This is a genomic window from Saccharopolyspora halophila (assembly GCF_039531955.1).
Taxonomy (GTDB): Bacteria; Actinomycetota; Actinomycetes; order Mycobacteriales; family Pseudonocardiaceae; genus Saccharopolyspora; species Saccharopolyspora halophila.
In genome coordinates, this window is sequence record NZ_BAAARA010000019.1 from 119,799 (window position 1) to 140,652 (window position 20,854).

The following is a 20,854-nucleotide window of genomic DNA, read 5'->3' on the forward strand; positions in this document are numbered from 1 at the left end:
GACAACCCGGGGCGAAGGCAGGGCGGGCTCGCGCCGCCAGGGGTACGTGTCCACGGCCTGGCCCCGAGGCGACATCCGACCCGGCGTGCGAGATCGAGCCAACGAGCAGACCCCCGCAAGCCCGCGGTGCCAGTAGGCCCCAGCGGCACAATTCCGAACCGCCCCGCGCGGGATCGCACGTGCGGGCGATCGTGGATCAGAACGGGTCCTGCGGAAGATCGCCCCGCCACCACAGGTCGGGGTGGGCACGATCCGGAGAGAGCCTCCCGCCGAGCCCTCGGAGCTCGCTGACCTGCCGGTGATATCACCGTACCGAGCGGGTCACCTTGGTTCACCGGCTGAGACGGCGGACGCGGGTCGAATCCGCTCGTGCCGACCGCAGCGGTCACGGGATGTAGCGCACCGACCTCGGAGCACGGTCCACCGGGGCGATGCGGTCGGTTCAGCGGCTGCTCACGGCCGCGGTCGCGGCTTGCGCCAGAACCGCATCATTTCGACGGGGCGGGGCGGCCGACGGGCAGCGGGTGCGAGGACGCCTACGATCTCCCGCATGTCCATCCTCGACGTTCCCATCGACGCGCTCCAGGGCGGCCCCGCGAACCTCGCCCAGCACCGGGGCAAGGTGGTCCTCGTCGTCAACGTCGCCTCCAGGTGCGGTCTCACCCAGCAGTACGGCGAACTGGAGCAGCTCCAGCGGACCTACGCCGAACGCGGGTTCACCGTGCTCGGCGTCCCGTGCAACCAGTTCGCGGCCGAAGAACCCGGCACGCCCGAGCAGATCGCCGAGTTCTGCAGCACGACGTACGGGGTGACCTTCCCGCTGACCGAGAAGGTCGAGGTGAACGGGAAACGGCGGCACCCGCTGTACGCGAAGCTCGCCCGGGCCACCGACGAGCACGGGCACACCGGCGACATCCGCTGGAACTTCGAGAAGTTCCTGCTCGCTACCGACGGCACGGTCGCCGCCCGCTTCTCCCCCCAGACCACCCCGAACTCCTTCGAGATCGTCGAAACCCTCGAAGAGCTCCTCCCCGCCTGACCTACCGCACGCGGAAGCAGGACCCGCGGCTTCCGCCGAATCGGTCCGGCGGCACGCGTGCTCGCACCTCGGCTCGGGCTGCTCAGGAGGCGTTCTTCGCGCGGCTGTTCCAGGCGGAGAAACCGGCTCGCTCGGCGTCCGCGGCCGAGCGGAACCACACCCCGGCCTTGGTGCGCTCGTAGTACGGCGACTGCATCGTGTGGTACCGCTTGGAGCGGATGTTGCCCTTGATCCGGTAGGCGCTGTCCGGCGACTGGCCGTTCGCCTTCGCCCGCACCGAACCCGGGTACGGGCCGGATTCCGCCATCCGCGCAACGGTTTCGGTCTCGATCTCGGCCAGGTCCGCGGACGTCTGCTGCACCGGCACGGCATCCACGACGCGCACCTCGTCGGGGTCTGCGCGGCCGAACCCCGCGACGTCGGTGGCGGTCGGATCGGCCCCGGCATTGCCCGAGATCAGCACGGCGACCGAGACGTTGCCGCCGATCTCGCTCGGCGATGTGAAGGCCGGAACTTCGGCTCCGGTCCGCGGGCCGCGCGGACGACCCGGCCCGGGCCAAGGCGGCCTGCGCGTCCGCTCCGACTCCGCGAACCGCTCGATCTCCTCGGGCTCGTCCACGGCCGGAAGGACGATCTGCCCTCCCCCGTGCGACGACCGCGTCAGGAACATCGAGTTCGCGAGCGAACCGGCCGTGAAGCACAGCAGGAGCAGCAGGAAGGTCCACACGATCGGAACGGACCCTCCAGTGACCGACGAGACCAGGGCGAACGCGGCGGCCACCACCAACGCCGCCACTGCCCAAACGACCCACTGGTGGAAGCGGACGGAAGGCGCCCGGTGTCGTGACCTCGGCATGGAACACTCCTGGTTCTGCTGAAGAGTGAATTGATCAGCTGCCGATCGTTGTAACGACACCCAGCACGCCCAGCCACCTGAGATCACCCGTTCGCAGGTTGAAACCGGCGCAATTCACACTGCTGTGCCACAGGGCTCCGCCGCCGTCATCCGTCGGCGACTTCCTTGGCGTACTTCTCCGTCATGCGCTCGACGGCGGCCAGTTGTTGTTCGGCGTGGCCGCTGCGGGTGTCGCTCGCGTGCTGCTTGGCCTGCAGCGTCGACTCGTGGTGGGTCAGCCCGGAACCCTGGAAGTGCGGCATCACGTCCTGCGCGATGAGCTCGTAGGAACGCCTGGTGGCTTCCGGGTTGGCCCACTCGTGGGCCAGCAGCAGCATCGCGCCGAAGCCGCCGGACTGGTCGGCGAGCCGCTGCACCTGCGCACGTGCGTCCTCGGGGGTGCCGATCGCACCGATTCCGGCCTCGTTGATGAAATCGATCATCTCGCGGATGTTCGACCCGTCCACCGCCATCTGCGGGAACGCGGCCACCTTCTGGAAGTAGGAGAACCACTGCTCGATGCCGTGCTCGACGTCCTGGTAGGCCTGTTCCCTGGTCTCGGCGATGTGCATGAGACCGACCAGCCGCCATCCGGAGCGATCCGGCGCGGGCTGCTCGTGGTGCGCGGCTCGCTCCTCGACCACGCTCCAGTGGTGGGCCAGCGCGTCGAAGCCCTCCTGGGTCAGCGTGGCGCCGATGGACAGCAGCCCGGTGCCGTGCCGCCCGGCCAGGCGCGGACCGGTCGGCGAGGCGACGGCGGCCACGGCGACGTCGAAGCGGGGCTCGGTGTAGGGCCGCAGCTGCAACCGCGCGTCCACGAGCTTGTGCGTCGGCGTGTGCTCGGTGACCGTCTCCCCCGCCAGCAAGCGCATGATGATGTCGAAGTTGAGGTCGAGCAGTTCGCGCGTGTCTGTGGGGTTGAGTCCGATCATCGCGGAGTCCGTGGGCAGCGAGCCGGGCCCGACCCCGAGCATCGAACGACCTCTGGTGAGGTGGTCCAGCATCACCATCCGGTCGGCCACCCACAGCGGGTTGTGGTAGCTGACCGAGGTCACGCCGGTGCCGAACTTGATGTTGCGGGTGCGCTCGGCCGCCGCCGCTATGAAGATCTCGGGAGCGGCGATGATCTCGCTGCCCGCGGAGTGGTGCTCGCCGATCCACGCCTCGTCGAACCCGAGGTAGTCCAGGTGTTCCATCAGCCGGAGGTCGCGCTGCATCGCCAGCGTCGGGTTCTGTCCCGCTGGATGGAAGGGCGCGAGGAAGACGCCGAACCGCAATCTGCTCATCCCAGTCTCCTTCGTCAGCGATCGAACCGGAACGTAACCCAGATCACAGCATCGGCTGATCCTTCGCAAGCTCCCGCACCCGACGCGTTCAACGCGTATTCCGGAACCAGATCGAGCAGGTAATGTGCGGGAATGCGCTCTTTTGCCGAGGCAACGGCCGTGACGGCCGTCCGCGACGGTGTGCACTCGTCCACGTTGGACCGCGAGTGGTCGATCGGGAAGAACCCGCACGGCGGCTACATGATGGCGCTGCTCACCAAGGCGGCGCTGGCCACCGCTGACCGGACGCACCCGCTGGCCGTCAGCGCGCACTTCCTGCGCTCGCCGGAGATCGGCGAGGTCGAACTGCGCACCGAACGGGTCAAGCGCGGACGCCTGTTCTCCACCGTGCACGCCCGTCTGGTGCAGGGCGGCAAGTCCTGCATCGAGGCCACCGTGACCGCGGGTGAGATCAGCGACGCGGCGCACGAGTGGGAGGCGGCGCAGCAGCCGCCGATCAAGCCGCTCGACGAGTGCGACGACCACCGGCCGCCCGTTGACGGCGGCCTGCTCGACCACCTCAACCTCCGGCTCGACCCGCAGTCCACCGCGTTCCTGCGCGGTGAGACCTCCGCGGAGGATCGGGTCCGCGGCTGGATGGAACTCACCGACGGCACCGACTTCGACCCGCTGTCGCTGATCGTGGCCGTCGACCTGCTCCCGCCGACGGTCTTCGGGCTCGGCCACACCGGCTGGTGCCCCACCGTGGAGCTGACCTACCAGCTGCGCGCACTACCGGCACCGGGACCGGTCGCCGGCTACACCAGCTGCGACGCGGTGAGCCAGGACGGCTGGTTCAACGAGGACGCCGCGGTCTACGACTCGCGAGGACGTCTCGTCGCGCAGAGCCGCCAACTCGCGCTGTCCGGAAACGCACTGGAGTCGCGCTGACCGGGTGATCCGGCCGGAGTGGCGGGGGACGTCGAGCATCACCGGGGAGACGTGATGACCTGCCGGTGGTTCGCTGCGGGCTCCCGTTCGACGTGCCGGGCGCCCCGGCGAGCGCTGCCGCGGGCCGGAACCCGGCACGCCGACGCGGTCCTCAGTCCTCTTCGCCGGGCTTGGCGTGGTCCGCTTTGCCCGGGTTCGGGTCGCGGGAGAGGTCGATGAGGGGGTCCACCTCGGCGCCCTCGGGTGCGGCGTGGTCGGGAACGCCGGGGTTCGGATCCCGCGAGAGGTCGATCTCCGGGCGCTCGCCTTCGGTGCTCACACTGTCCTCCTGCGTCGGCAGGCGCTCGTTCCCGCGCCTGATCTTCTCGGGCACCAACAGGATGCATGCGGCCGGTCCGGCAGAACCACCGGGGACACCGCGCGCGGCGCGTCGCCGGTGGACGCGCCCGAACAAGACGGCGTTCCGATTCCGCTCCGGGCCACGAGCGCACCGCGCTGGTGCGTTCGATGGACGGGCGTTTGGTGATCGTCGATCTCCGGGTAGGGCCACGGGCGTGGAAAGGAGGCGGACGATGTCCTCGCTGTTGACGTTCCTGACCGTCGGAGCTCTGCTGGTCGCCCTCGACGGCCACCTGCTGCGGCGCAGCGGAACCGCCTACCTGCGCGAGCTGGGCGATAACGCAGGGCCGTTGAACCAGCTGGTCACCGTGGTGTTCCACCTCGCCGCGCTCGGCCTGGTCGCGCTGATCGCGATCCTGCCGATGGACTTGGGCGGTGGGCTCCAGACGGTGGTGGGCAGGATGGGCGTGTTGCTGCTGGTGCTGGCCATCGCCCATTCGGTCACCATTCTGATCTTCGGGCGCATCCGGAAACGTCACGAGTCCGAGGCGCTCACCGCGGAGACCGTGCGCCGCAGCTGAACGTGCGACGGCCCGCGGAGCGCGGAGCCGGGCGACGCGTCGCCGAGCGGCGGAACCGCGCTCGCTCCGCGCACCGCGCCGTGGTGCGGCCCGTGCGGTTGGGGCCTCGCTCGCCGCGGAAGCACCCCGCTTCGACCGGGCGAGGGAGGTTTCCGGATGAGCGAGACCGCACGACCGGGAGACCGGCGCGAACAACGCCCCGAACGGGCGCGCGGGCGCGCCGCTAGCGGCCCTGACGGCCACCTCGACGGGGCGTGGACGCGAACTGGCGCCGAGCCTCGCTCATCCGCCGACGCACTGCGGCCAGCAGCTGCTCCGGCGCCATCCGCAACCCGGACGTGCCAGGCCGAGGGTCGACGGCGAAGGACTCCAGCTGCTTTACCAAGCGAAGCGGTGGGACGGCGGGGACAGCACTCTTCGAGATCGCCCACCGGGCTGAGGGGCCTCTTGGTGGATCCGGACGGACGGGCGCGTTGCGCGCGGAGCGGGCGCGGCAATGCCCGCCACGTCGCGTGCGGCCGGCAATGTTTCGCGATGACAGACCGTCCACATCGGATCCTCCGATCCCCGTTGACCCGCGCCGAGCGACTCCTGGGACGCATGGTCAACGCCGGGCTGCCGCCGGGATCCGACAACTGCGCGAGCGTCGGCACGACGGTCTTCACCCCGACCGCCGGGGACCTGGCGGGAACGGCACCAACCCGCTCAACTACTCGGGCGGGACCTCGGTGCTGGACCACCGCGCTGCGCATCACGACTCGGCAGCCGGGGAACGACCTGGCCGACTCGCTGCTGACCACTGATCCGCGCCGGTTCAGGACCAAAGGGGCGATTGAGCGCGGCTCGGGCCGGGAAGGCCTCACGAGGAAACCGGACAACCGCTGCGAACGAGGCGAATGCGATGACCAATCCTCCCGACCCCGAGCAGGTCGAGCCCTTCCTGCCGAACCTGGACTACCCGATCAGCAAGGCCGACCTCGTGCACGTCGCCGAGCAGGAGGGCCTTGGCGACGAGGCGTTGCGCGCGTTGCGCATCCTCCCGAACCGGACCTACCAGTCACAGGAGGAAGTGCGCGACGAGGTCGCGCTGGGGAGCTGACCTCATTGCGATTCGTGCCTGCTCAGGGCCAAGAAGGCGATGTCCTCCGTGGAGGGCGTCGCGGTGACGAGTTCGCCCATGACCGCGGTGCACACTTCGTGAGCCGGGCCGGGAGCGACCACTTCGCAGAGCGCGTCGAACCCGGCATCGATGTGTTGTTCACGCCGTTCGACGAGGCCATCGGTGAAGAAGCAGATCGTCGACCCCGCGGCGAGGTCCACGTCGACCGTGCTGCGTCGCCGCTGCGAGACCTGGACCCCGATCGGCGGGTCGACCGGGACCTGGACGAGCTTGCCCCGCCCGCCCGCCGGAGCCAGCACGGGAGGCACGTGGCCCGCCAAGGACGTCGTCAGCCGAGCGGTGCGCGGGTCGTAGATGCTGTAGGCGACGGTGGCCATCGCGTCGGGTTCGAAGTGGGTGACCTTGCGGTCGAGCTTGTGCAGCACGCGCGCCGGGTCTTCCTCGTCCAGCGCGTACGCGCGCAACGCGCTGCGCAAGCGTCCCATCACCACGGCGGCCAGCAGTCCGTGGCCGGCCACATCGCCCATCACGATCCCGATCGAGCCGGACGGCAGCTCGAAGACGTCGTACCAGTCACCTCCGACTCCCCGGTCGGCGCCGGCGACGTAGCGCCCGTCGATCGACACGTCCGGGATCGTGGGGAGCTTGCCGGGCAGGAGGCTGTGCTGCAGCACGGTCGCCGCGATCCGTTCGGCCCGGGACGATCCCGCCTGGTACGTCGCAGCGACGCGATCGGCGGCGATCTGCACCAATTGCGCATCGCGATCGGAAAAACCGCGCGGGCCGCAGACCCCGACGCAGAGCACGCCGATCGTCTCGCCATCGACCACCATCGGAGCACCCGCGAGCGATCGGATTCCCCGCTCCTGCAGCGCGCTGCTGAGCAACACGGAGTCGCCGATGTCGTCGAAGGCGAGTGCGCTCCCCCCGGCGAGCACGGTACCCGCGAAGCCGTGATCCACCGGCATCCGAACGCCCTGTTGCAGGTGCTCGTCCATGCCGACCGCAGCGGTGGCGATCAGCTCCTCACCGCCGGACTCGAGAAGCAGCACCGTCGCGATGTCCACTTCGAGCACGTCCCGCACCCTGGCCAGGATCTCCCGCAAGAGGTGGTTGATGTCCAGATGTGCCAGCGAGGTGTCCGTGACCGGTTCGATGCGTCGCAAACGATCCTCTGCGGATGCGTCCGCGGAAGGATGCATGTTCGCAAGCATAGCGGGATGGAGGCGATCCGTCTTTGCAGAACGGCGGCAGGCGCCCATCATGGGGCCATGACTACGGACATCGGCCAGCCTCACACGCAGTTCAGCACGCTCAGCGAGTGGTCCGGTCGCACGCTGTTCGTCACGGCGACCGGTGAGGTCGAGCTGGTCAACGCGCCTCAGCTGGAAGCGGTCCTGAACCAGGCGATCGACGACGGCCCCGACGTTCTCGTCCTCGACATCACCGCCGTGTCGTTCCTGTCCTCGGCGGGACTGGCCACGCTGGCACGTATCCACCGCAACGGCGAGCGAGCGGGCATGCGCTTCCGGGTGGTGGCCAACAACGCGGCAACGCTGCGCCCGATTCAGCTCATGGGGCTGGACCAGGAGATCGACGTGTTCTCCGACCGCGCCAATGCCCTGACGGGTGCAGTCGAGTCGTAATCGGACATTCCGGCCGATACCAGGAGTGCGGCAAGACTCGTAAGGAAGTTCTATGGCATCCGCTCACCAAGGCGGGCCGGAAGCGAATCCCCCGGGGAAGACCGACCGCTTGCATCGCCAGGCCGCACCCGCCTCAGCGCGCTGCTTGCCGGTTCTGCGCGACGAGCTCGTCGAGTGGGCTCGTGCGACCGGCCTCCGCGCTATCGTCACCGAGTCGCTGGCGCTCGCCGCCTACGAGGCGATGGCGAACGCCGTCGAACACGCCTACGAGGGCTCGTCCGGGCCGCTGGACGTCGAAGCCGTCCACTTGGCCGATCGTGTTCAGGTGACGGTCACCGATCACGGAAACTGGGTCCCCGCGCACCAGGGCGATCAGCAACGCAAGCGGGGCCTTCCCCTGATCCGCAGGCTCGCCGACGAGACCGCGGTGACCGCCGCCCAGACCGGCACCACGGTGCGGATGAGCTGGCTGCACCCGGCGGGCGAAGCCGAGGAGGCCACCACGGCCACCACGGCCGGCAGGGCCGGCACGGCAGGCTGACAGCACGCGGCGCGCCACCCGCTCCCGCCGGACGCACGTCCGAGTCCGACCGGATGCGCCGCGAACCCGAGCGCGCTCACCTCTCCGGCCGCTGAGCGCGCAACGCGAACCACGGTCACCGCAGCCGCGAATTCCCGATTCGCCCTGCTCTCGCAAAGGAATTCGCCACGCGCGCTTTCCGCAGAAGCGCCGCGGTACGGCTGGACGCGAACTTCGAACCCTCCGAATTGCCTTCACCACATCGCGTGTGCATCGCCATCCACCCGGGTATGACACGGGAAGCCCGCTGATCAGCCCCGGACAGGAGGTGAACATGACCGCGACCCGCAAGCTTCCCAAGCCCGACAGCGACTTCTGGCGCCGGCAGCTGAAGGCGGCGTGCAAGGATCTTCGGACCAATCGCTTCTTCCACCCGGAGAACGAGGCGGCGAGAAGCGCGCCGAACGGGAGCGCCGGGCCAAGGCGGTGTGCCGGCGCTGTCCGGTCATGTCGCAATGCCGGGAGCACGCGTTGAACGCGCACGAACCCTACGGCGTGTGGGGCGGCATGGGCGAGCAGGAGCGCCGCGAACTTCTCCGCGGCAGGGCCACGAGCTGACCGCCGACGCTCGTTCGCACCCGGCCGCGCTCTCCCGAAGCGCGCACGACGCGAGAGGAGTCGAGGATGCACCAGGAGCGACCGCGCACACCGCCGGAAGGCGATGACGAACCGGCACCAGCACCGAGCACGTCGGTGCAGCAGCGTCGCGAGGAACTGGACGAGCAGACCGATGATCTCCTGGACGAGATCGACGACGTGCTGGAGGACGAGCCGGAGACCTTCGTGCGCTCCTACGTGCAGAAGGGCGGCCAGTGACCCGGACGTCCTGTGTGGACACCGGGTCGCATCGGCGCCTCTGGGTGGGTCGTGAGATCTCGTTGCGGAGCGCGTCGACGAATTAGCCCGTGCTCGTCTTCGAGGGTCCGGAAGTGCCCGGTTTCCGAGCTCTCGCGCAGATGGCGCTTGCCGGCGTTCTCGTCGACCACACCGCTCGTTTCCCGCTGCCGTTGGCCGACGACGGCGCGAGCCTGCGCGCCGTCCGAGGAACGACGCTGCGCGGACGGCAGTTCATCACGTCGTCCACCCACGCCCCGGCCGGGCGCGGAGGTGCTCGCGCCCGGCCGGTCGTCCACCAGTGCTGGTGTGACGCGACATCGCCGACAGCGCGACTCCGGCTGACGGGATTCGATCACTTCTCCCAGTGAATTCCCAGGTTCGTTCGATTCACTTGGTCGTGTCCGCAATCCCGCTGGAGAAGGAGAGCGCGATGCACCGCAGAACCGTGCTCGGAGGGATGGCCGCTGCCGCCGCGCTACCGGCGCTCGGCCTCGGAGCCCGGCAGCGGGCCTCGGCCGCACCCGAAGACCTCCGCTTCGATCCCAAGAACTACGACGAGCTCACCACGACGATCACCACCGACGAGGGCGATCGGACGGTGGTGTACCACTTCTACCGGGCGGTCACCTACGTCGCCGATCCGGTCGACGCGAAGTACCAGTGCCTCAACGTCAGCGTCCCGGTGCGCATCAACGGAAATCCGGTCGACGCGACCCGCGCGCCTGTTCTGCTGGCCAACGCCGTCGGCGGTTACATGCCGTCCTCGGTGGCGGACGCGACTGGGATCGGTGGTGGTGGACCGGCGGGTGCTCCGCCACCCGAAGCCGGCGGGCCTTCCGGCGGCCAGCGGGTGAGCAATCCCGAGCTCGCACTGGCCGCGGGGTATGTGGTCGTCGAGCCCGGGGCAAGGGGGCGCACCCTGGTCGCTGCCGACGGCACCTACTACGGCGTCGCGCCGGCGGCGATCGTGGATCTCAAAGCAGCCGTGCGCTACGTGCGCTACAACCACGGGCGCATCCCCGGCGATGTCGAGCGCATCGTCACCTCCGGGACCAGCGCGGGCGGAGCGCTGTCGGCCCTGCTCGGCGCGACCGGCGACAGCGGGCCATACCGCCGTCATCTCGACGAGATCGGTGCGGCCGATGCGAGCGATGCCGTCTTCGCCAGTGGTGACTGGTGCCCGATCACCGATCTCGAGCACGCCGACATGGCCTACGAGTGGAACTGGGGCGGAAACCCGCTCTCCTCGGGCGAACTCGTGGATCGGACCGTTTCCCGCGAACTGGCCGCAGCTTTCACCGGCTACCAGGCATCGCTCGGGCTGCACGACGAGCACGGCAGGATCACCGCGCACAACTACGACGAGCACCTGCTGCGCACTTACCTGCGGCCTGCCGCGAGCGCCTACCTCGGCCGACTGTCCGAGGCCGACCGCGCCGACTACCTGGCCGAGCACCCGCGGATCCGCTACTCCGGCGGGCAAGCCGAGTTCGGGTGGCAGGAGTACCTCGAGCACGCGGGTGCGCGGAAGAAGTCCGCGCCGGCCTTCGACGCGTTCGACATCTCCAGCCCGGAGAACAACCTGTTCGGCGCCGGGACCACCGAGGCCCGGCACTTCACGCAGTACAGCCTGCGCCACACCGGCGGGGATCATCTCGCCGGCGACCTGCCGGCAACGCTACGGCTGATGAACCCGATGCCGTTCCTGGCCGAGGCCAACCCGGGGCGGGCCCGGCACTGGTGGGTTCGAGTGGGCACCGAGGACACCGACACCGCGCTCACCATCGTCGGAAACCTCGCCGCGCAGCTGCGCCAGCTCGGCGACGACGTGGACGCGGCGATGTACTGGGATGCCGGGCACGCCACGAACGAGGACGCGGGCGCGTTCATCCGATGGATCGGACAGGTGACCGGATACCGCTCCTGATGCGCGAAACCGCCGGGACCCGAGCCGAACGGCCCGAGACCCGGTGGTTTCTCAGTGAACCTCTCAGATGGTCGAGCCCGTCTTGTCCACCTCGGGCAGGGCGTCGATCACGCTGTGCAGGTGCTCGCGCATCGCCTGCTCGGCCGCCGCCGGGTCGGCATCGCAGATCGCCTCGATGATGGCCAGGTGCTGCGGCAACGACACGCTGGGCCGCCCCGGGTGCATGGCCAGCCGGAACTGGTGACGCACGTTCTGTCCGCGCAGCCTGCTGAGCACCTCGTGCGCCGTCTGCTGCCCGCTGACCCGCAGCACGAGGGCGTGCAGGCGTTTGTTCAGCTCGGAATAGCCCCAGACGTCGCCGCCGGAGACCGCGGTCCGCATCTGCTCGCCGATGTCGCGCAGGTCGTCCTTGTCCTCCTCCGTGGCGCGTTCGGCGGCTCGCGCCGCGCACAGCCCCTCGACCACCATGCGGACCTCGGTGATCTCGATGGCTTCCTGGAGCGAGACCGCACGCACCCGCGCGCCTCGGTTCTGGATGCGCTCGACCAGGCCTTCGGTAGTCAGCTGCACCAAAGCGTTGCGCACCGCCGCGCGGCTGGCACCCACCTGCTCGGAGAGCTCGGCCTCCACCAAGCGCTGATTGGGCGCGAACTCGCCCCGGGTGATGGCCTCGCGGATCACGTCGACCACCGGCACTTGGTCGGTCGGCTGATCGTCGTCCCGCTTCGCTGTCGTCACTGCCCTACCCCGTACGAGATTGCTAACAATTTTGTGCATCAATCCTAACGGGCACGTACACGACGACCCCAGCCGTCCTCCGCCCGGCGGAGGGGAGCCCCCAGGTCACCTGCGCAAAGCGTGCGGGGTGACCGCTCAGCCCGCGGCCGCTCCGCCGACCAGTCGCTGCAGCCAGGAGGTGGTCGCATCGCAGATGTCGGTATCGGCACCGAGCTCGTCCAGGTACGATCGGCAGTCCTGCATCTCGTGCACCCGGCGCGCGGCGTGCTGCCTGCTCCCGTCGATGAGCCGATCGACCAGCTCGGCGCTACCCAGCTCCCCCGCGATTTGGTCGCGCAGCCATCGCTCGCTACCAGCGACCTCGGCGGCGGAGACCGATTCGATCACGGTGGCGGCGAGGCCCTTCATGAACGCGCTGCGCAGCAGCTTGCGCCCCGCGGCGGCGCCGATCTCGGCATCGAGCACCTCCACCGAGGCACCCGCCGTGCCGAACACCTCGGCCACCTTCGCCGCACCGGGACCGGACACGACGAGCGGTGTGCGCGCTCCGGCGCGCGGGACCGGGGCGAGCACCGCCACATCGGCGATCTCCTTGCCGGGCAGGGCAGCGGCCACCGCGCGCTTGGTCTCCACTCCGGCACTGTTGAAGTCGGCGAAGCAGCCTTCGCCTCCCGCCAAGGCGACCTGCCGAGCGACGTCCTCGGCGAACCGTGCTCCGGTCAACGAAACCACAAGCCCGGCCTCCGCAGCGGCCCGCGACGCGGACTCGGCGCGTTCGACACCGTCCGGGAACGGCACGTCCGCCGGGTCGAAGGCCACCACCGAGTGCCCGGCCGCGGCCAGGTCCGCGGCGTAGAGCCGCCCGGCCTCTCCCATCCCGAGAACCGCTACGCGCACAACTTCCTCCCGCGACACGTCGAGTACGACCCGGGTTCCTCGGGTCGCCACTCGACGTTAGTCTCCGCACGCCCGACACCCCAGAGATTGTGAACAATATTGCTCACAATAATTTGCCGGAGTGGCCGCTCAACCTTCGATCGACTCAGACCGCGCTCCGCCGCAGCCAGATCGTCAGCGTCGCCAGGGCCATCATCACGGCACCGAACAACCCGGTCGCCGCGAAAGCGGCGAAGCCGTAGTCGGCGTGTCCGGCCGCCAGCAGCGCGCCACCGAGCCAGGGCCCGAAGACGGCACCGAACCTGCCCATTCCCGCTACCCAGCCCAACGCGGTGTCCCGGTCGCTCGATGCGTGATGGGTCCCGACGGTGGCGTAGACCATGGTCTGACCGCTGAACAGCAGCAACCCGGCGAAGAACACCACGACGTAGAGCACCGCGACCGGAAGATGCGTGCCCAGCATGTAGACGAACGCCGCGGTCAACGTGAACCAGAGGACGACGATCCGGCGCGGCCCCACCGCATCGGCCAATCGTCCCGCCACGAGCATTCCGACGATGCCGCCGAGGTTGAGCACGGTGGAGAACAGCAGCGAGTCACCGGTCTCGTAGCCGAGATCACCCATGATCTTCGGAAGCCACTGCCCGACACCGTAGACGAGCATCAGACCGGCGAAGGAGGTCAGCCAGAAGAGCAGGGTGGTCGACCACTGCCGATCCCGGAAGAGCGCCTTCATGCTCTCCCACCGGTCGGGGCGCTCAGGTGGGCGCGCAATGGGGTCGAGCCCATAGCCCGCTGCGGCGGCTTCGGATTCCTCGTGTCGGCCTCGGGCCGCCAGGATGGCCGGCGATTCCGGAAGCAGCCGAATCGCAATGGGCAGCAGGACCACTGCGGGGACCGCGCTGGCGATGAACACCGATCGCCAGCCGGCGGAGTCGATCAGGCCGAGGGCGATGAGCGGAGCGATCGCGCCGCCCGTCTGGTGCGCGGTCATGATGATGCCGGTCGCCAGCGCCTTTCTGCGGCCGGTCGAGAACTCCATCCCGTAGGCGATCGCGATCGGCAGCAGCGCACCGAGTCCGAAACCGCACAGCAGGCGGAAGAACCCGAACATGCCCGCGCCGGTCGACACACCGCAGCCGAGTGTGGCCACTGTGAACAGTCCTACCGAGGCGAACACGGCCGGGCGCCGACCGACCCAGCGGGTGACCGTGCCGGAAAGGATCGTGCCGACGAGCATGCCGAACGTGGTGTAGCTGCCGATGTTGCCCGCAGTGGCATCGGTGAGACCGAGATGGCCGCCACCGATCATCTCGGGCAGCACCGCACCGTAGATGAAGGTGTCGATACCGTCGAGCAGCACCAGGGCCCAGCACACCGCGATGACGATCAGTCGCCTGCGGGCCAGATCGGAAGATTCGGACGCCAACGCGGGTGGAATAGGGGGACGAGACATGGGCGTGTCCTCAATCTGAGAATCCTGACTGGGAAAGCTCGAATCCACGGACGGGCGGGTCGACCGGCGGAGCCGCTGACTCAGGCCCCCGTGGCGCCGCCGGCGTGCTCAAGGGTCGCGAGCCACGCGGAAGTCGCTCGGGTACCGGCGACCGCACCGGTTCCCGAGCATCGCTAGTCGACGGGCGGGGTGCCGTGGGTGTGGAAGGACTCGATCGTCTGCAAGCCCCAGGCCTGCCCCTTCTTGCGCTCCTGCTCGGTCCAGGTGATCAGCGGCCAGTCAGGAGCCAGCACCAACCGGGTCAACGGGTTGCACAGCTCGATGCGGTTGCCGCCCGGTTCGTAGACGTAGAGGAAGAAGGTCTGCTGGATCGCGTGCTTGTGCGGGCCGGTCTCGATGAAGACTCCGGTGTCGATGGCGAGATCGGCCGCGCGGAGGATGTCCTCGCGAGTGTCGGTGGCGAAGGCCAGATGGTGCAGCCGCCCCGCAGATCCGGTCCAGTCCTCGGTGTAGACGAGGTCGTAGGACTTCTGGGTGAAGGTCTGCCAGCGGCCCCCGATCCTGCCGCTGTCGAGCCGGATCTGCTCGGTCGGACGCGCACCGAGCGCATCGATGACGAACCCGCTGGACCTCGCCACGTCCGCGGCGAGGTAGTTGATGTGATCGAGCCTGCGGACACCGACACCGTGGCCGGGCTTGGCCTGCGGCTGGTTCTTCAGCTCCGGGGCCTGGCCGACCGTGGCTTCGTACCACGAGGTTTCGTGGTAGAGCGCGATCTCGTGACCGTCGGGGTCAGCGGTCACCCACAGCGGTCCGATGCCGGGTTCGTCCTCCACCCACTGCCCGCTGAGGCCCGCGGCCTGCACCGCCTCCTTCCGCCGATCCAGTGCCTCGGTCGAGGAGCAGCGCAGCGCGGTCCGCCCGATCCCGGGCTGCTCGCGGCCCGTGACTACGAGGCTATGGTGCTCGTAATCGTCCCAGGTGCGCAGATACGTGTGATCGCCATCGCGTTCGACGACGGTCAGGCCGAGGAAGTCGGTGAAGAACGCGACGGTCTCCACTGGACACGGGGTGAACAGCTGGGCGTGCCCGATATGAGCGATGTCGCCCAGCGGCGGGCGCGTGGGCGTGTCGGCGACCATGCGCTTGAGGGTGGTGAGGTTCTCCGGTAAGGCGTTGGAACTCATGATGTCCTCCTCGGGCGGAGTCAGCGGTCGGCGGCGAGCTCGGGTTCCGAAGACGCGGCCGCGGCCCGCAAGCGGATCTTGCGGGTGGCCGGGCCGAAGAGAGCCAGGGCGAGCACGCCCACGACCCAGGTACCCGCGATGAAGTAGAAGACGGTCTGGTACCCGTAACCGCTGTACAAACCGGCGATGATCAATGGGCCGATGGCGTTGGACAACCGGCCGATCCCGTAGGAGATCGAGGTGCCCAGCGAACGGCCGTTGGTGTCGAAGAGTTCGGGCGAATACGCGTAGGCCAGAGCGGTGTAGCCGCGCTCGAACAGGTTGACCATGAAGCCGAAGACGATGACCAGCACGGGCACGAAGGTCAACCCGTACATCAGACCGGATCCGGCGATGATCAGGCCGAACACCACCAGGCACCACTTGCGCTCGAACCGATCTGTGACCAGCGCCGCCAGGAACGAGCCGAGGGGCGCGCCGACGGTCGTCAGGGCCACGAAGAATATGGAGTTCTCGACGCTGACGCCCTCGGCGGCCAGCAGCGTGGGAGCCCAGGAGGAGAAGCCGAAGAAGCCGATGGTCTGGGTGATCCACAGCACCGACAGCAGAATGGTCGGCAGGAGGAACTTGCGGTCCTTGAACAGGCTCAGCCCGGGCTTGGGGGCGGGAGCCCGCTCGACCGGTGCCTCCGCGGCGGGAAGCTCTCCGTGCTCCGCGACGGCCCTGGTCTCCAGGCTCTGCAGCGCCGTCTCGGCTTCCTCATGGCGGCCGCAGGATTCCAGCCACTGCGGCGATTCGACCAGCTTGCGCAGGAACACCAGGAAGAGCACGCCCAAGGCGCCCCACACGTAGACCAGGCGCCAGGTCTGCTCCCCGAGGGGCACCAGCAGCGAGGCGATCAGGTTCGTGACCGGCGTGCCGCAGATGCCGATCACGATGACGTAGGCCTGGAACTTGCCCCGCTTGGCACGCGGGAAGAACTCGTTGATGTAGACGACGGCGACCACGGTCATCGCCGACAGGCCTGCGCTGGTGAGGATGCGGAAAACGCCCATCGAGAGCATGTCCCAGGCGAACACCGTCGCCAGCGACCACACGGAGAACCACGTCGTGGTCAGCGTCAGGGCCCTCTTGCGGCCGAGTCGGTCGGCCAACCCCCCGGCCACGACCGAACCGATGAACATGCCCACGAACGAAAGCGACGTCACGTAGGCGATGTGATTGACGTCCGAGTCCCAGAGCTCGCGCACCTTGGGCGCGGTGATGGCGAAGGTGTTGATGTCGGCGAACTCGAAGAAGTACGCGAACGCCAGAGCGGCCATCGTGGTCTTGTGGAATCTGGAGATGGGCAACCGGTCGAGCCGGTTGGCCGAGTTGGTAGAGGAGTGCTGCACTGCGGTCTCCTGGTGGCAAGGGCGGGCTTCGCTGCCCGGCTGTGTCGCGCTGGTGGGTCAGGCCGGTTCGTCTGGCCAGTACAGACGCATCGGGTTGTCCACGAGCAGCGCCTGCTGCTGCTCGGCGGTGACGGCGATCCGGCGGACGTGGTCCAGCAGCAGCCCGTCATCGGGCATGTGGTCTTTGAGATTGGGGTGTGGCCAGTCGGTGCCCCACAGGACCCTGCCGGGGAAGTGCTCGACGACCCGGCGAGCGAATGGGACGACATCGGTGTAGGCGTGCCGCTCGCCGTCGAGAGCGCGCGGCCCGCTGTTCGACAAGCGTTCCGGGCAGGAGACCTTGACCCAGGCTTGGCTTCGCGCGACGAAGTCGAGGAAATCGGCGAACTCCGGACCTCGGGAGTCCTTCGCGACATCCGGGCGTCCCATGTGGTCGATCACGAGAGGAACCGGCAGCGACAGGAAGAACTCCTCGAGGTCGGGCAGGTCCGCAGCCTCGAAGTAGACGACCGCGTGCCAGCCCAGCGGAGCGATCTTCTGGGCGATGATCTCCAGGCTCCGCGTCGGCACGGTGTCGACGAGGCGTTTGACGAAGTTGAACCGAACTCCCCGAACACCGGCGAGGTGCAGGCGTTCCAGCTCTTCGGCAGTCACATTAGCGTCCACTGTGGCCACCCCGCGCGCCAGACCGCCGGACCACTGCAGAGCGTCGACCAGGGCGCTGTTGTCGGTGCCGTGGCAGGTCGCCTGCACGATGACGTTGCGCGCGAGACCCAGGTGGTCGCGCAAGGCGAACAACTGCTCCTTGCCGCCGTCCACCGGTGTGTACTTGCGTTCGGGCGCGAACGGGAACCGCGCAGCGGGTCCGAAGACGTGGCAGTGCGCATCCACGGCACCGTCGGGTGGAACGAATTTCGGTTTGCTCGGGGTCGAGCACCAGGGCAACCACCCGGGCGTCACCTCGGGTGTGGTGCGAGTGGACATCGGGTTCTCCTGCTGATCAGGTGGCCGGGAGGCGTCTTCTGGTGCGTGCGGAAGACCGTCAGTCGACGTAGGTCAGTCCCAGGTCGGCGAGCTTGGGACGCATGTTGTAGAGGTCCAGACCGAGCACGCCCTGTTGGAACTTCTCTCGCTTGCCGCCTTCGTTGGCCTCGCGCTTAGCGGCCGCAGCTGCGACCTCCCCCGCCTTGTCCGCAGGCACCACGACGACGCCATCGGCATCGGCCACGATCACGTCGCCGGGATTGACCAGCGCGTTGGCCAGCACGACAGGAACGTTCACCGAGCCCAAGGTGGCCTTGACGGTGCCCTTGGCGTTGATGGCGCGGGAGAAGACCGGGAAGTCCATCGCGCGCAGCTCGTCGACGTCGCGGCAGCCGCCATCGATAACCAGACCCCGGGCGCCACGGGCGCGCATCGAAGTGGCGAGCAGCTCGCCGAAGAACCCGTCCTCGCACTCGGTGGTGCAGCCGGCCACGACGACGTCGCCGTCCTGCACCTGCTCGGTGACGACGTGCAGCATCCAGTTGTCCCCGGGCTGCAGCAACGTGGTCACCGCTGTGCCGCAGAGCTTCGCGCCGTCGTAGATCGGACGGATGCAGGGCCGCATCAGGCCCACCCGGCCCATGGCCTCGTGCACGGTGGCGACACCGAACTGCGACAGGGCCTCGACGGCCTGCGGGTCGGCGCGCTGAATGGTCTGGTGAACTACTCCGAGTTCGTACACGGTGAAAACTCCTTCGTGAGATCGGCTCAGCGGCCCTGAGCGGTCAGACGGGCGTCCAAGCGCGGGTAGACGCTCCGGGCGTTGCGCTCCTCGATGGCGACGAGGTCCTCTTCGGTCAGACCGGCCTGCTCCACGTAGCGGCGGGTGTCGTCGAAGTGGTGACCGGTGCGCGGATCGATCCCGCGCACGGCGCCGATCATCTCGGAGGCGAACAGCACCGATTCGTGCGGAACCACGTCCAGCAGCAGGTCGATGCCCGGCTGGTGGTAGACGCAGGTGTCGAAGAAGACGTTGCCCAGCAGCGCCTCTTCCGGCTCCGGCTTGCCGAGAGCCTGCGCAAGACCGCGGAACCGGCCCCAGTGGTAGGGCACGGCACCACCCCCGTGCGGAACCACCAGCCGCAGCTCGGGGAAGTCGGTGAACAGATCGCCCTGCATCAGCTGCATGAAGGCGGTGGTGTCCGCGTTGAGGTAGTGGGCGCCGGTGGTGTGGAAGGCCGGGTTGCAGCTGGTCGACACGTGCACCATGGCGGGCACGTCCAGCTCGACCAGCTTCTCCCAGACCGGGTACCAGTGGCGGTCCGTCAGCGGAGGCGACGTCCAGTGCCCGCCGGAGGGATCGGGGTTGATGTTCACCGCGACCGCGTCGAGCTCGCGCACGACCCGCTCCAGCTCTGGAACGATCGTGGCCGGGTCGACCCCGGGCGACTGCGGAAGCATGGCGCCGAGCGCGAAGCGCTCCGGGTAGAGCTCCGCGACGCGATGGCACAGGTCGTTGCAGATCCTCGCCCACACCGAGGAGGTCTCGAAGTCCCCGATGTGGTGGGCCATGAACGACGCGCGCGGGGAGAACACGGTCACATCGATGCCGCGCTCGTCCATCTGGCGGAGCTGATGCCCCTCGATCGACTCGCGAATCTCGTCGTCGCTGATGGTGGGGCCAGCCGGATCGGGCTTGCGCGCCGGGTCGGTCAACGCTGCGATCTGCTCCTCCCGCCACTGGCCGAGCGGGGCCGGAGCCGTGGTGTAGTGACCGTGGATGTCGATGATCATGCGGAGCGCTCCTCGGTGTCGGGATTCCAGAGCGACGTCGGCACGAGGACGTCGCCGGACATCAGCAATCGCGCGGTTCGCAGCAGTGCCGAACGAACGACTTGCTGCGGGTCGTCGGGGGCCAGCCCGAGCGTGACGCTGAACTCGCCGGAGGGATGTTCCACGGAGACGGTCGGTTCCACGCCCGTCACTCCCGTGGCGAAGTCGTGCGCAACGCTGCCCTCGAAGACGCAGGCGGTCGCGGCGGTGACGGCTGCCAGCACACCGATGGACTGGTGCGCGACCCGCGGGATGAAGCTCCGGGTCGACACGGTGCCGCCGTGCCGCGGCGGCGCGACCAGGGTCATCTTCGGGTAGTTCTTGTCCGTGACGTCACCGAGCCCCATGGCGCGTCCGCAGGTCAGGCGCAGCGCTTCTACCCTGCTCTTGAGCCCCTCGTCACCGTCGATCTCGGCCGGGGTCTCGTAGCCGGTGGCCCCGAGTCGCGCGGCCGCGACGATCACCAGCGGCTGACCGTTGTCGATCATCGTCACGTCGACCGGACCGACCTCCGGCACATCGACCGCATCGCGAACGTTCCCGGTGGGCAGCAGGGCGCCTGCCACGGATCCCGCGGTGTCCAGAAATCCGATCTCGATGCCTGCCGCGGTGCCGGGCACGCCGTCGATGCGGGCGTCGCCCGCGTACTCGACGTATCGCCGGCCGTCGTCGCCCGCGGGCGTCGCGATGGTGATCTCGGCGAGCATCCCGGTGTTGCGCGTCAGGACCCGGGCGGTGGTCCGGTCGCCGGCCGGGACGACCATGCCGGCCTCGACCGCGAACGGCAGCACCGCGGCGAGCATGTTGCCGCAGTTGGCCGTGACGTCAACGGTGGTTCCTCCGGGCTGGGCCTGCCCGAACGTCCATTCCACGTCGACACCCGACTCAGCGCCGGGCCGCACGATCCCGATCTTGCTGGTCAACGGGTGAGCGCCGCCGATCCCGTCGATCTGGCGCGCGTCCGGCGACCCGAGAGCCGCGAGCAGCACGGCCTCGCGAGTTGACGCGTCCGCGGGCAGCGCCCGCCCGTCGAAGAACGGCCCGTGCGAGGTGCCACCACGCATGAGCTGGCACGGGACCGCGGTCTGGGACCCGCTGCGGCGCGGCCGAGCTGCGGGGCCGTCTCCGTCGACGGGCATGGCACTCCTTCGTCGAGTCGTCGCGAGCACGACGTCCTTCATCGGC

At 68.9% G+C, this 20,854-nt stretch carries 21 protein-coding genes and 1 pseudogene; 9 read left to right on the forward strand and 13 right to left on the reverse strand.

Translation table 11 applies throughout. The annotated features are described in order from the left end of the window. Nucleotides 1-550: 550 nt before the first annotated feature. On the forward strand, nucleotides 551-1,039 hold the full coding sequence (locus tag ABD289_RS20735; protein WP_344135465.1) for a glutathione peroxidase: 489 nt from the start codon (nucleotides 551-553) through the stop codon (nucleotides 1,037-1,039). A gap of 82 nt (nucleotides 1,040-1,121) precedes the next feature. Here the strand turns inward: ABD289_RS20735 and ABD289_RS20740 are convergent, their stop codons facing one another. After that, entirely contained in the window at nucleotides 1,122-1,895 is a 774-nt protein-coding gene (locus ABD289_RS20740; RefSeq protein ID WP_344135468.1) for a sunset domain-containing protein, read from the reverse strand. 146 nt (nucleotides 1,896-2,041) lie between these two features. Continuing rightward, nucleotides 2,042-3,220: an LLM class flavin-dependent oxidoreductase gene (locus tag ABD289_RS20745; RefSeq protein ID WP_344135471.1), complete on the reverse strand. Its 1,179-nt coding sequence runs from the start codon at nucleotides 3,218-3,220 to the stop codon at nucleotides 2,042-2,044. 132 nt (nucleotides 3,221-3,352) lie between these two features. On the opposite strand from ABD289_RS20745, the gene ABD289_RS20750 reads away from it, so the two are divergent. After that, nucleotides 3,353-4,150 (forward strand): thioesterase family protein, encoded by a 798-nt coding sequence (locus ABD289_RS20750; RefSeq protein ID WP_344135474.1) that lies wholly within the window; start codon nucleotides 3,353-3,355, stop codon nucleotides 4,148-4,150. A gap of 151 nt (nucleotides 4,151-4,301) precedes the next feature. On the opposite strand, the gene ABD289_RS20755 is transcribed toward ABD289_RS20750, so the two are convergent. Next, on the reverse strand, nucleotides 4,302-4,469 hold the full coding sequence (locus tag ABD289_RS20755; protein WP_344135564.1) for a hypothetical protein: 168 nt from the start codon (nucleotides 4,467-4,469) through the stop codon (nucleotides 4,302-4,304). 253 nt (nucleotides 4,470-4,722) lie between these two features. Here ABD289_RS20755 and ABD289_RS20760 point away from each other — a divergent pair, with 253 nt between their 5' ends. Both ABD289_RS20760 and ABD289_RS20765 read left to right on the forward strand, forming a co-directional pair. After that, the gene (locus tag ABD289_RS20760) at nucleotides 4,723-5,070 is read left to right on the forward strand and encodes a hypothetical protein (RefSeq protein ID WP_344135477.1); all 348 of its coding nucleotides are present in this window, start codon (nucleotides 4,723-4,725) and stop codon (nucleotides 5,068-5,070) included. A gap of 901 nt (nucleotides 5,071-5,971) precedes the next feature. Further along, nucleotides 5,972-6,169: a DUF2795 domain-containing protein gene (locus tag ABD289_RS20765; protein ID WP_344135480.1), complete on the forward strand. Its 198-nt coding sequence runs from the start codon at nucleotides 5,972-5,974 to the stop codon at nucleotides 6,167-6,169. A gap of 2 nt (nucleotides 6,170-6,171) precedes the next feature. Here ABD289_RS20765 and ABD289_RS20770 read toward each other — a convergent pair whose 3' ends face one another. Then, nucleotides 6,172-7,356 (reverse strand): PP2C family protein-serine/threonine phosphatase, encoded by a 1,185-nt coding sequence (locus ABD289_RS20770; protein ID WP_344135483.1) that lies wholly within the window; start codon nucleotides 7,354-7,356, stop codon nucleotides 6,172-6,174. 105 nt (nucleotides 7,357-7,461) lie between these two features. Between ABD289_RS20770 and ABD289_RS20775 the strand changes: the two genes are divergently transcribed. From ABD289_RS20775 to ABD289_RS20795, 5 genes and pseudogenes are all read left to right on the forward strand, one after another. Continuing rightward, complete coding sequence (locus ABD289_RS20775) at nucleotides 7,462-7,836, forward strand: STAS domain-containing protein (protein ID WP_344135486.1); 375 nt, start codon at nucleotides 7,462-7,464, stop codon at nucleotides 7,834-7,836. 52 nt (nucleotides 7,837-7,888) lie between these two features. Then, nucleotides 7,889-8,377 (forward strand): ATP-binding protein, encoded by a 489-nt coding sequence (locus ABD289_RS20780; RefSeq protein ID WP_344135490.1) that lies wholly within the window; start codon nucleotides 7,889-7,891, stop codon nucleotides 8,375-8,377. 313 nt (nucleotides 8,378-8,690) lie between these two features. Next, nucleotides 8,691-8,974: pseudogene (locus ABD289_RS20785) on the forward strand (WhiB family transcriptional regulator). Between the two features lie 66 nt (nucleotides 8,975-9,040). Then, the gene (locus tag ABD289_RS20790) at nucleotides 9,041-9,232 is read left to right on the forward strand and encodes a ubiquitin-like protein Pup (protein ID WP_344135492.1); all 192 of its coding nucleotides are present in this window, start codon (nucleotides 9,041-9,043) and stop codon (nucleotides 9,230-9,232) included. Nucleotides 9,233-9,683: 451 nt separating this feature from the next. Then, the gene (locus tag ABD289_RS20795) at nucleotides 9,684-11,180 is read left to right on the forward strand and encodes a subtype B tannase (protein WP_344135495.1); all 1,497 of its coding nucleotides are present in this window, start codon (nucleotides 9,684-9,686) and stop codon (nucleotides 11,178-11,180) included. A 63-nt stretch (nucleotides 11,181-11,243) separates the two neighbouring features. Here ABD289_RS20795 and ABD289_RS20800 read toward each other — a convergent pair whose 3' ends face one another. From ABD289_RS20800 to ABD289_RS20840, 9 genes are all read right to left on the reverse strand, one after another. Further along, nucleotides 11,244-11,918, reverse strand: a complete 675-nt coding sequence (locus ABD289_RS20800; protein WP_344135498.1) for a GntR family transcriptional regulator — start codon at nucleotides 11,916-11,918, stop codon at nucleotides 11,244-11,246. A gap of 135 nt (nucleotides 11,919-12,053) precedes the next feature. Then, nucleotides 12,054-12,815: a DUF1932 domain-containing protein gene (locus ABD289_RS20805; RefSeq protein ID WP_344135501.1), complete on the reverse strand. Its 762-nt coding sequence runs from the start codon at nucleotides 12,813-12,815 to the stop codon at nucleotides 12,054-12,056. A gap of 145 nt (nucleotides 12,816-12,960) precedes the next feature. Further along, on the reverse strand, nucleotides 12,961-14,244 hold the full coding sequence (locus ABD289_RS20810; RefSeq protein ID WP_344135504.1) for an MFS transporter: 1,284 nt from the start codon (nucleotides 14,242-14,244) through the stop codon (nucleotides 12,961-12,963). 200 nt (nucleotides 14,245-14,444) lie between these two features. Continuing rightward, entirely contained in the window at nucleotides 14,445-15,458 is a 1,014-nt protein-coding gene (locus ABD289_RS20815; RefSeq protein WP_344135508.1) for a VOC family protein, read from the reverse strand. A gap of 20 nt (nucleotides 15,459-15,478) precedes the next feature. Then, nucleotides 15,479-16,852: an MFS transporter gene (locus tag ABD289_RS20820; RefSeq protein WP_344135513.1), complete on the reverse strand. Its 1,374-nt coding sequence runs from the start codon at nucleotides 16,850-16,852 to the stop codon at nucleotides 15,479-15,481. Nucleotides 16,853-16,909: 57 nt separating this feature from the next. Continuing rightward, a complete protein-coding gene (locus tag ABD289_RS20825) occupies nucleotides 16,910-17,836 on the reverse strand; it encodes an amidohydrolase family protein (protein WP_344135516.1) in 927 nt (308 codons plus the stop codon). Between the two features lie 58 nt (nucleotides 17,837-17,894). Continuing rightward, nucleotides 17,895-18,578 (reverse strand): 4-carboxy-4-hydroxy-2-oxoadipate aldolase/oxaloacetate decarboxylase, encoded by a 684-nt coding sequence (gene ligK / locus ABD289_RS20830; RefSeq protein ID WP_344135519.1) that lies wholly within the window; start codon nucleotides 18,576-18,578, stop codon nucleotides 17,895-17,897. Nucleotides 18,579-18,604: 26 nt separating this feature from the next. After that, nucleotides 18,605-19,630 (reverse strand): amidohydrolase family protein, encoded by a 1,026-nt coding sequence (locus tag ABD289_RS20835; RefSeq protein ID WP_344135522.1) that lies wholly within the window; start codon nucleotides 19,628-19,630, stop codon nucleotides 18,605-18,607. Beyond that, a complete protein-coding gene (locus ABD289_RS20840) occupies nucleotides 19,627-20,808 on the reverse strand; it encodes a 4-oxalomesaconate tautomerase (protein ID WP_344135525.1) in 1,182 nt (393 codons plus the stop codon). Before ABD289_RS20840 ends, ABD289_RS20835 begins: the two co-directional genes overlap by 4 nt. Between the last annotated feature and the right edge of the window lie 46 nt (nucleotides 20,809-20,854).

What these genes read in the sequence shown, in the direction of transcription:
- ABD289_RS20760 (WP_344135477.1), top strand. Translation starts at nt 4,723, where the DNA reads ATGTCCTCGCTGTTGACGTTCCTGACCGTCGGAGCTCTGCTGGTCGCC.
- ABD289_RS20750 (WP_344135474.1), top strand. Translation starts at nt 3,353, where the DNA reads ATGCGCTCTTTTGCCGAGGCAACGGCCGTGACGGCCGTCCGCGACGGT.
- ABD289_RS20765 (WP_344135480.1), top strand. Translation starts at nt 5,972, where the DNA reads ATGACCAATCCTCCCGACCCCGAGCAGGTCGAGCCCTTCCTGCCGAAC.
- ABD289_RS20780 (WP_344135490.1), top strand. Translation starts at nt 7,889, where the DNA reads ATGGCATCCGCTCACCAAGGCGGGCCGGAAGCGAATCCCCCGGGGAAG.
- ABD289_RS20735 (WP_344135465.1), top strand. Translation starts at nt 551, where the DNA reads ATGTCCATCCTCGACGTTCCCATCGACGCGCTCCAGGGCGGCCCCGCG.
- ABD289_RS20795 (WP_344135495.1), top strand. Translation starts at nt 9,684, where the DNA reads ATGCACCGCAGAACCGTGCTCGGAGGGATGGCCGCTGCCGCCGCGCTA.
- ABD289_RS20815 (WP_344135508.1), bottom strand. Translation starts at nt 15,458, where the DNA reads ATGAGTTCCAACGCCTTACCGGAGAACCTCACCACCCTCAAGCGCATG.
- ABD289_RS20745 (WP_344135471.1), bottom strand. Translation starts at nt 3,220, where the DNA reads ATGAGCAGATTGCGGTTCGGCGTCTTCCTCGCGCCCTTCCATCCAGCG.
- ABD289_RS20740 (WP_344135468.1), bottom strand. Translation starts at nt 1,895, where the DNA reads ATGCCGAGGTCACGACACCGGGCGCCTTCCGTCCGCTTCCACCAGTGG.
- ABD289_RS20775 (WP_344135486.1), top strand. Translation starts at nt 7,462, where the DNA reads ATGACTACGGACATCGGCCAGCCTCACACGCAGTTCAGCACGCTCAGC.
- ABD289_RS20840 (WP_344135525.1), bottom strand. Translation starts at nt 20,808, where the DNA reads ATGCCCGTCGACGGAGACGGCCCCGCAGCTCGGCCGCGCCGCAGCGGG.
- ABD289_RS20835 (WP_344135522.1), bottom strand. Translation starts at nt 19,630, where the DNA reads ATGATCATCGACATCCACGGTCACTACACCACGGCTCCGGCCCCGCTC.
- ABD289_RS20790 (WP_344135492.1), top strand. Translation starts at nt 9,041, where the DNA reads ATGCACCAGGAGCGACCGCGCACACCGCCGGAAGGCGATGACGAACCG.
- ABD289_RS20825 (WP_344135516.1), bottom strand. Translation starts at nt 17,836, where the DNA reads ATGTCCACTCGCACCACACCCGAGGTGACGCCCGGGTGGTTGCCCTGG.